The sequence below is a fragment of the Scytonema sp. UIC 10036 genome (assembly GCF_009725235.1).
This window is the reverse complement of the sequence record NZ_WJFC01000322.1, coordinates 1-10,383: the sequence shown is the minus strand read 5'-3', so window position 1 is coordinate 10,383 and position 10,383 is coordinate 1. Positions and strand designations below refer to the sequence as shown.

The window sequence follows — 10,383 nt, the reverse complement described above, 5'->3', positions numbered from 1 at the left end:
GATAAGAGCCACAAAAATTCGTCAAGAGATAGCAAAAATAGCTGAAACAGCAGTCAATCTTGAAAATTTTTTACAAGAGTACTTTAGTCCATTTCAATCTTTAATAGATGAAGTGGTAAAATTAGATGCAGATTTTTACGCAACTGTAGGGGAAATTAAGAATTTAGCAGATAGTGCTTTAAATTCTCCCTTGAATTTATTAAAACTAGAAGAAACAGATACAATTTCTGACAAGTTTCTCGATATATTAGTAGTAAGTTACGAAAAAAAACATAGATTAAAAGATGCTTTTAATAAATCTCAATTCTTAGATGAAAAATTTCATAATTTTGAACTAAGTGATGATATCATTACTTTAGATAAAGTCATTGACTCAATATCTAATTATACGTCAGATCGACTTGTCATTCAAAGAAAATTGCTGGGAATAGAAGAGACAAATGTTGTTGCTACAAATTCTATACCTTCTCTTGAAAAAATAGAATTGGTAGACACAAGCAATAATGATGTTACATTGATAAAAGAATTTCCAAGCAGTAGAAATATCGATTATAGTCAACTACAGAAGCTCCTCGAACAGTACAAGTGGAAAGAAGCCGATATTGAAACTGCTAAATTAATGCTAAAAATCATGGGTAGAAATGATTGGAATGAAGTTTACAAAGAAGATATTAATAACTTTTCTTGTACAGCTCTTCATACCATCGATCGCCTTTGGCAACAATACAGCCGTGGTTATTTCGGCTTTAGTATTCAGCAAAGTATTTGGAGCGAAATAGGTGGTCAAGTAGATTATGAAACAGAAAAGAGACTTGGCGATCGCCTTGGTTGGCGAAAAGAGGGAATCTGGTTAGAATATGACCAACTCACTTTTAATTTATCCCCCATGACACCCATGGGACACCTACCGGTCAAATGGTTACATTATGACCAGAATCTTTTTGAGCTATCCCTAAATTCATCTGCGGAACCCCTTTCAATGGGAGCTTGGCGGGTCGGGTCATGGCTTGTATGGCAGATGCACTTATTCTTTTCACGTGTAAAAATTTGTAACGATACTTTCTTATGACTAACAATCGCTCAAAAATAGAGCTTATCAAGAATATGAATCTCTCAGATGTAGAAATAGAAATTTTACTTTTTGGAAAATGGCGTTTTAATACAGATTGGGAAAAATTTTCTATCTCATTTAAAGATGATATGACTTATGAACAAACCAGAATTCAAACATTCTTTTTATCCAAACCAAGAGAATTAATAACAGGTAATAAATTTACTGGCGTGTGGCATATAAATGACAGAAAATTGTGTTTAATTGTTAAAACTGTTCCTAAGTCATTTTTCAATTTCCAGTTACCAGTATTACCTAAAGTACATCTTGCAGATATGGTAGCTAGTGTTAGTTCTTTGCTGAGAACAGAAGTGTATGAAATTATTCAAATCAATAATTCTTACTTTCTAGCAAGAGATGTAGATAAATTCCTTGTTGGGACAAAGGTAAGTTAATTCCTTTCAGCTTTTCCGATAATTTTTATGCCGAAAACTTTTAAAGTTTGACCTTGCTCGCTAACAGCGAGCGAAGTCAACTCTTTGCCCAACAGATAAAAACTCCCAGCAATACTGACAGATCTATATACCTCATTCTTTGCTTTGTTAAGTGTTATGGTTGCATTTTTCTTATTGTTAGCTCCTTTGAGGATGAAAAGACCACCAAAATTGAAGCTACCAGACACAGTTAATCTGGAGCTATTAACGCTAGCAGTGACGTTAGCAAAATTATAACCTAGAAACTTGAGGTTTCCCGCAACACTAGCAGAGTTATCAATGTTACCATTAGTCTTTTTGTTGAAAGTGACTGTAGCACCACTGAAAGCTAAAATACCAAAATTGAAATTACTGTGAGCTTGAAATCCGCTTTCATTGAGGCTAATGCCTGATGAAGTGAATTGTTTGCCAAGGAGAGTAATATCTCCAACACCAAAAAGCTTTTTATTTGTTAAATCGACTTTGAAACTAGGAACGTTCAGCTTCACAACATCCCCTAAACCGAGAGAACCGTTATCAATGGTGACGAATGAAGTATTAGAAGTGTTAAATGATAAAGTACCGCTCCCTAAAGATTGATTAAAAGCAGTAATATTTCCTGTTCCCGACGCACTCTTATTTGTCACGTTAACCGTGAGAGTTGGAAGATCGACAGTCAAGAAACCTGCTAAATTCAGCTTGGTGTTCTTCAGAGTCAAACTATCCCTGGTAAAATCAAACGTAGTACCTGCTAAAGTATTTCCCAACACTAAAATCTTTCCAATACCACTCCCACAGCCAGATTCAAGCTCAATACTAAGGGTATCAACATCAATAGCTAACAGATTGACCAAACTCAGGTCAAAGTCTTTAAAGATGACATTGGTAGGCGTAATCTGAAATTCAACCTTCGCAATTTCATTGTCAAAAAACTTAACGTAACCATCCCCCATAAGATATTGCTCATTAGGCGTTACTTTCAGAGCTAAATCTAAACAATCGTCATTCGTTCCGCCAATTTTCAGAAATCCTAAATCGATTTCAGGAACATTCAAAGAACCCTCAACTTTATTGAAAGTTTTGTCACCATAAAGGGTTAAGGTCGCCTCATGTCCCCAAGCAGTCATCTTGCCATTAATTTCCAACCCTTCTGATATCGGTTGACCTGCAATTGTCGTTGGGAAAAGAACATACTTTACTAAGGGATCGAGTTTTCCGTCTCCATGGCGATCTATGGATTCGATGTTTAAGTCCAAAAAGGTATTTAAAAATTCTAATGTTTTGTTTACTAAACTGATTGAGGAACTTGCTTGCTTCAGAACACCAGAAGCGATTGGTCCTTGCCACAAATCGACTAAGTTAACTGGCTCATGGGTCGTTAAAAGAAAAGCTAATTTCTTAGGATCGTTAGTGTCTAAGAGAAATGCTACCTCAAGGTCTACTTCTTGCCATTTTAAATTTCCAATGAAACCAAAGTTATCGAAGTAGGGAGGTAAATAAGTTCCACCTCCTTGAAAACCAATATTGCGAAGTTCAGTTCCTACCAAGCCATAGGGATTACACCAAGAGTTTTTACCTTCTTGAAAGAAGCATGCGGTTATGGATTCGGGTTCGAGGGCAAGTTTGCCAGCAAGAAATAATACAGGTTCGTCTTTTTGCGTGGGATCGTAGCCTTGGATAGCCAAGTTTCCGGTTACTCCAAAACTTGGTTTTAAATCAGATCCAATATCTAACCCTAAAAGCAAATTACTAAAAGTAGCATTAAAATCATTTAGGGAATATAGCAGAATATTTCTTGGAATATTACCCGTTAAATTAACCAAGCCTACAGGATTAAAAGTAATATAAACCTTTAAGCAGGTAACTCCTAACTGACTGTGAATAAAATTAGCAAAATTTGCATGGAGATTCTCAAAATTAACATCTCCAATCAAGTTAATTCCTTTGCTTAAACTAATCGATCTAGTTCTGAATGGGTGAAACAATGACTGAGGTGTTATAATCAATTCTGGACTAATTAACTTCAAGCTGTTAATAATAGGAATTCCATTTGTTAAGCTGCAAATCAATATCTTTAAAAATTATTGATACAATGTGATTTTGTCGTCAAATGTTAATTCAAACTTTGAGAATTTATTAATCCTTTAAATCAATTCGACTTCTTTATCTTTTTTAAAAAAACCGAATTTTGGTATGATAGTTGGATTTCATGTTGCCAAAATGCCGTCGATAATTCCATCAATTGCATTTTCATGTATGGAACATCAGCATCAAGATCAAAAATATCCTCTAATTTAAATTAAAATTATGACAAATTGTAAATAAATCCCGAAGGTGAGAAAACTAAGCTACATTTTCTAAAGACTCAAGTTTTAATTTGAGAGCCTCAGTAAAGTAATCCTCCTAAATAGTTGAATAAATTAATAATATTCTTGGATTAACTCAGGAATAGTAACTTGATAGGACAGATTTCTTGTATCAACTCTATAATAATTAAGACTGGGATTCCACACAGGAAAAACAATAAAGCTATCGTTAATTTTCTTAAACCTAAGTTAAGAACAAGTTTCCACCATCCCCGAATATCACTTCTCCAAGAAGTTAAGTTGAGAAAGTCACTGCCAAGCTGTATTCAACATAGCTACTGTTGCTGCTGCTAGAACTCACTGACATAACTGGCAATGGCTCAAGACTATTTAATAACCTCGTGATTTTTCTTGCTATCGGCAGGATTTGAGTATCAAAACTCGATTTATGGGTTGAAAATCTTTAATAGTAAGAACTGGATTATTAATCATATATAAATGCTCGGAGATATTCATGTTGAGAATGAACTTGGTAATCAAGATAATTTAACTGTTAATATTCTGCTTTTTAGTCTACTCAAAAAAAATTTTTCATCTATAGTCTTGTACTGCAAGTTCATGCTCTTGTTCCGGAACGAGAGAGGAAAATTGTGTTACTATCAGAATTAAGTGCAACCACTACCAATACTGGTCGCTTAAGCCTAAAAATACGAAAACACGTAGTTGGGGAGCACCTGACCGTGTGCGTGGCGCGAATGCGCATAGGAGGTTTCCCTCCGCACCTTTACTGGCGTTTGAGGAACAAACCCAACAAATGCGATAATGTTGGTTTCGTTCCTCAACCCCAACTACGTAATTTGCTGTTTTTATGCAAAACCTACGCAGTATTGCATTCAATGCTGTCGGCATAGCCCACTAAATGCAGGAGTGGAATTTGAGAATGGAAAGGAGTTGCTACAGAAAAGTTACAATTTGTTATTTTAATTCATAAAATTTCAAAATTCTTAAATATCTTAATATCTCGTTAAATATCTCTTAAATATCTAACTATCCCTTAAGAGTGTTAAGTGTTTTAACTGTTTTGAAGGTCTACTTAACTATCCACAGAACGTCTTAATCGCTATTGCATTTGATAGAGGAATAATGTGCGATCTCGCCATTGTTTCCTTTGTTTGCAGCACAAATCCATGCTACTTCAAAAAGGTATTTTCTATGACCTTCAAAGACAACACAGTTCATACTTAGATAAGTAAAGAGAAAAACATGAAATTAACGAAAACAGCAAATAGAATCTTACAGGAAAATGGCTAATATTTATCCAGAGCTTTTCTCAACAAAAGAAGTCGAGGCAATGCGGCTGCTGTCGATGATTTGACAGCAAAAGATACACCAGGACGGATTTTAGAAAAAGATAACAAAACAGTGCGTGCTCTTCACGGATGCCACACTACACAAAAATTTTCGATTCCTTGGTGCATCCCAGTCTTCTAACATCTGCTTGTGAAATTCTCAATAGCGATGTATACGTTTACCAATTAAAATCAACTTTAAAGCGCTTTTGGAGAGATTTGTGGCGTGGCATCAAGACTTATATATTGGGGCAAGAAGATGGTATGCCATCACGAAAGCACTAAGTGTAGCAGTTTTTTTGGATGAATTTAATGAGTTTAACGGCCTATGTATTTCATTCCGGGTTCTCACAAAGAGAGCTTGTTTCACTTGGGACAAACAGGACATCTGAAGTTATAGTCAACAAAACGATTGGAATCTAATTTCAGAGCTACTCTCAAGTACTCCTCAGTAAAGAAACGATCGCCACACTAGCTAATGAAAAAGTATATCGCACAAAAGGTCCTTCAGGGTCTGTCCTTTTCTTCATTGTAATTTAGTACATGGATCGGCACCAACATTTCTCCCTAGACCGCAGGCTCCTGATTATCTCCTACAATAGCATCAACAATATACAAACTTCAAGGGCACCAGACAGAATTCTTGGTGAGCCGCGACTAACACCACTACAGCCTTACTTGACAAAGTTTTAATTTAACCACATCAACATGAATACAAACGTACAAGACAATTTAAATTCACTGAAGTGTACAGATTGAGCGTATTCACAACCTACTCCGAGGAGTTCCAACGAGCTTCTTGTCTGTGAGAAACCGTTATCATCACTGGAGGAATGAGTGGTGGAAAGCACTGTCTCATGGACTCCTGATTACCTCAGTACTACTGTAGGCAATAGACAGTTGATGTTATGTTTCTCAAGTATGGAGTTCATGGGCGATACTAAACAGGATTTGCTTCGTTAAGAAAACAATGAAGTTCAGTGACTTCATGAGTGTCTTCTGGAAAAAAACAGATCCACGAGTAATTCTTATATCTCCAGGGTCAACCAATGACAACATTATTTCCAGAACTCGTTCAAGAAATCGAAACTCCAGACTACTTTGACAAAAAATTGTTGTTGTTATAAATCTTGGTTAGGCGCTCATGGTAATATTCCCACTATACATTATGATGCATCGCATAATCTATTAGCTCAATGTAGCGGTCGAAAGCGGATTTTTCTTTGACCAAAACAAACTTTTCTCTATATCCTTTTCTGCATATTCAAAAATACCACATCTTAGTCAAGTTAACATTGATGAACCAGATTTTGAGAAATTTCTAAATTCTCAAAAGCGAAGTGCATAGAGTGTGTTTTGAACTCGTGGAGATGCTTTTCATACAGTTTTGTGGTGGCATCAAGTATACTCTTTCGACACGCTAAACATTGGGTAAACTTCTGGTGAAGGAAAATTGAACAACTACTTTTGACATATTCTGGATGCGATTATTAGCACAAATACCCGCTTTTTTCTGGCAGGAGTTTAGGAATAAGTGTAATTCTACTTCGAATCCTAAATAACGACAACATATAGCGTTCCTAAATGCCCCCAAACAATCTTGTTCTTACTGACATAATAACAGTTAACAGTTAACCGTCTAAACGAAAGTTTGTAACTCAAATAGGATGGTGATAGAAGTGTTTAGTGAGAAAACAGTACCCAGACCTAAAAAGATAATTACATGAAAGGTAAAAAGAACAATTTAAATATATATTACTACTGCATAAGTACCAATCTTTGCTTTCTGATTTGCGTCACATCATTTACATTAAGTGGGAACGCTACTAGTTGGCAAACTTGCCCATCAGAGCTTCATATCCAAAGCACACACTATAAGCTGTTCCGCATCTAATTTGCATAACACTGGGGGGTTAAGATGTCATCCGTAAGAGATAGAAATTTTAATGCAAATTAAATGTTTTTAGCTTATTCTTGACGTCATCTCAATCAGTTCCATTGATTCCAATGATTTGCAGTTTTGGAATAAATTGACAAAAAACAACAATGATTACTAAAACAAACACAGGTCGCCAGAATTTTACGATTTTCTCTGAGCCTCAGAAAATTGTGACGAATTTGAAAAAATGGGTTGCTATTTTAGAAATGTATTGATTCAGACTTAATTGCAGAAGCAAACAATCATGTTCAATGGTTAACACAAAGTACCCTCATTTACGCCCCAACACTTCCTCATCCATTAATGCGTGATGATGCTTTTTGTACGTTTGGTAAGTACGAGAGATTACAGAAAATTGCAACATATTCTAGACCTGAGTTGGCTTGCTTTACTGCTCACTATCTGTAAACTGCATTTGATGGTCATGCAGTGTTATGCATCAAGACGGTGCCTATTGAATTTGCAGCCAATGAATGCACTTACCTTATGGTTACAATTGATGCAAGTAATTGCAGTAATGTGCTTAAAAATGATACCAGGTAGTCATAAGTTACCACTCTTAAGCAGAACAGGCTCAGATGTACCTAATAGTTGTTTTTTCTGTAGATCTTCTGTTGTGAAAAGCTGGTTGGAAAAGGTTGAGTTGTAGACATGAATTAAACCCGGTGATGTTCTATCCATCACCCAAATATTATTCATGGCTCGAAAGCAAATACTTCTCCTAACAGACGCTGTGGTTAGATATGGGATTTATTACACATCACTAAGATTTGTAATAAAGGGCTATATCTAGATCCTTATTAGTTAAGGCGAGCCTGTTGAGGAATTAATAGTTACAGACCCTATCCTGAATATACTCCTGGGAAACTGTCGAATTTCGCGCATCAGAGTGGAATCTCTATGCCCGAGAATTAATCAACGTTATGGTTTTGTTAAAAGTAATCAGAAAGCGTCACGCAAGTTTACCGCATGACTCGAGCGGACTGCAAGAAGGAACTCTCAAGAAGGTAATTAGCTCCATTTAGCTCCTCTAACAGGGCGATAAGCATCCTAAAATACGTGCTATTTCAGAAGGCAGCTGTGCTGGAAAGGCATAGCTGCTAATTTTCTACATCCTGCAAATTCTCTACACTTACAGCCATTTTCAGGTAAATAGACCACAGTCGTAGGGCGCAAGGCATTGCGCCCCTACACGTTCAAATATTGTCGGTTAAGCTAAAAATTCAATTTAAGTAGGTTGGGTTGAGAACGAAACCAACATTTATCAGCTTGTTGGTTTCACACACGGGTTTACCCAACCTACAAAAACGCTTATCGAGCAGTATTGCCTACACGTTTATTTGGATTTGGGATAATTATTTTTTGGTATTCCCTTGGTGAGGTACAAAAATTACCCCTCTGTCCCCCCCGATGCTTTAGGGGGATGAAAGGGGTGTACCTCATTCAGATGCAAACGCTGTAATGCAGATTAGCTTGATAATTCCTAAACTCTGACCATTTCAATACTTGGGGTCTTTATCATAACGGTAGGTAAGCCATCTTAGTAGTGATGACTTGCCTTGTCTTGCTTGTTTCTAATGGTGCTTATGCAGCGCTGTTATATATCTGCATTTCCTGATGAGAAATCTAATTGTGCTTGTTTGGTTACTTCAGATTCATTCTGTGGCACATCTATTGTAATCTGAGAGTTTTCGGAGGATTAGTAATATTTTCTGTCTCTTGTGTCGTTTGAGAGTTTTCAGGAGGATTGGTAATATTTTTCTGTCTCTTGTGTCGTTTGAGTTTTCGGGAGGATTGGTAATATTTTCTTTTGCTTTTTGCTGCTGATAATCCTGCACAGTCAGAATTTGCAACTAGAATCTTGTAAAAGTTCCAAAACCCATTGATGATATTATAAACAAACTTTCTCGATGTCCAACACTGATAAAAGTTGTTTTCGTTGATTGCAATTGTTCATAAAATTGCCTTCATTTTTCAAATCTAAGCACTGTCGCTCATCTAATATAGTGAATCTAGGATGAGTATTAGTAGTCGTGCAAATGCAAGACGTTGTTGTTCTCCAGCGATAAGATTATTCTCCATGCTCTTCTGTATCAAAGCTATCACTCGACTAAGCAAGTTTTGTAGTTGACTTGTTGCAAAACTTCTTTGAGTTCTCGATCGCTCGTTTGACGAGTTCTCTGAGGATAAAGTAACTGTCGCGCAATGTTCCCAAATTATGTAAGGACGTTGGGGTAAAAAATAACTTCATTAGGAAGGTCGCACCAAACGGCCATACCTGCATTCCACAACCCTGCGATCGCTCTCAATAGAGAACTTTTCCCTCGACCATAGGTCAACAATCAATAAACTTCTCCTGGTTGAACAGATAGTGATAAGTCTTCAACGATCGTCTGCTCATAGTTAGGCGTTTGTAAAGTGACATGTTCAAAGCGAGATGGTTTTCTTCTATTGTTTAATAGTGCTAACATTTTCGGTTGTTTAGTCTTCTTCTAAAGCATCGAAAATTCATTCAAACGCTCAACGTAACTAGAAAATCTCCTAGAGTTCCAAATTCACTATTAATTCTCCCAGAGCATTAGCAATCATACTACAACCATAAGCTGCTTGTGCAAGTTGTCCATAACAATTTTCATTTTAGCATATAAGGGTCCTAGTATAAAAAAGGTAAATAGGATACTTATTTGATATAGTCTGCTAAAATTTCTTTCTCTTTCCAATTAATCTTGCTTTCTTATATTTTTAAGAAATGTGAGTAAATCTACGCTCTACTATATTTAATTCCTGCTTTTCCCCATGAAAAAAAGCTATTGACTCAGCATGATTCCGAACATGCGTTAAGGAATAATTGTAGTCTGCTTTAGATTCAATTTCCTCTTGATTAATCCTGTTTAATCCTTGATTTAAATAAACAGTAATCAAATTGCCTACAGAAGCAAAAATAACGATAAGAATAGCTACTTGTTTAGAAATTGTCCATATAACTATGAAAAAAAAGGACATTTCCAGGATTTTTTCGAGAAAAATAGTTGAAAATCTCAGAGCATTACTGGTTATCGGTTCGATTTCTTGAGATAGACGTTGGTCTGGGTTATCAACATCGGTTCTAAAGTTAATTCTATAATAAGCCCGATTGCGAAAATATTTCTCTAATATTTGATTGTTGAGCCATTTATACCAATCAAGTGCAATTTGTTTTCTGAAAAATATAGAAAATGTTCCTAAAATTGCTCCCACAAGAAGCCCAAAAGCATAAATATACAAT

Annotated in this window: 6 protein-coding genes; 3 read left to right on the top strand and 3 right to left on the bottom strand. The window is 36.1% G+C overall.

The window, feature by feature from the left end:
- On the top strand, positions 1-1,069 hold a 1,069-nt coding region (locus F7734_RS58745; protein ID WP_166482813.1), incomplete at its 5' end, for a GUN4 domain-containing protein.
- Positions 1,066-1,506: a hypothetical protein gene (locus tag F7734_RS58740; protein WP_243147623.1), complete on the top strand. Its 441-nt coding sequence runs from the start codon at positions 1,066-1,068 to the stop codon at positions 1,504-1,506. The genes F7734_RS58745 and F7734_RS58740, both read left to right, overlap by 4 nt.
- Here F7734_RS58740 and F7734_RS58735 read toward each other — a convergent pair.
- Positions 1,503-3,458, bottom strand: a complete 1,956-nt coding sequence (locus F7734_RS58735; RefSeq protein WP_155753409.1) for a hypothetical protein — start codon at positions 3,456-3,458, stop codon at positions 1,503-1,505. The genes F7734_RS58740 and F7734_RS58735 overlap by 4 nt on opposite strands.
- A 1,811-nt stretch (positions 3,459-5,269) precedes the next feature.
- On the opposite strand from F7734_RS58735, the gene F7734_RS58730 reads away from it, so the two are divergent.
- Positions 5,270-5,464 (top strand): hypothetical protein, encoded by a 195-nt coding sequence (locus tag F7734_RS58730; protein WP_155753407.1) that lies wholly within the window; start codon positions 5,270-5,272, stop codon positions 5,462-5,464.
- Between the two features lie 2,197 nt (positions 5,465-7,661).
- Here the strand turns inward: F7734_RS58730 and F7734_RS58720 are convergent.
- Complete coding sequence (locus tag F7734_RS58720) at positions 7,662-7,817, bottom strand: hypothetical protein (protein WP_155753403.1); 156 nt, start codon at positions 7,815-7,817, stop codon at positions 7,662-7,664.
- Positions 7,818-9,860: 2,043 nt separating this feature from the next.
- Positions 9,861-10,383, bottom strand: a 523-nt coding sequence (locus F7734_RS66615) for an ABC transporter transmembrane domain-containing protein (RefSeq protein ID WP_347566476.1), incomplete at its 5' end; no start/stop codon positions are given.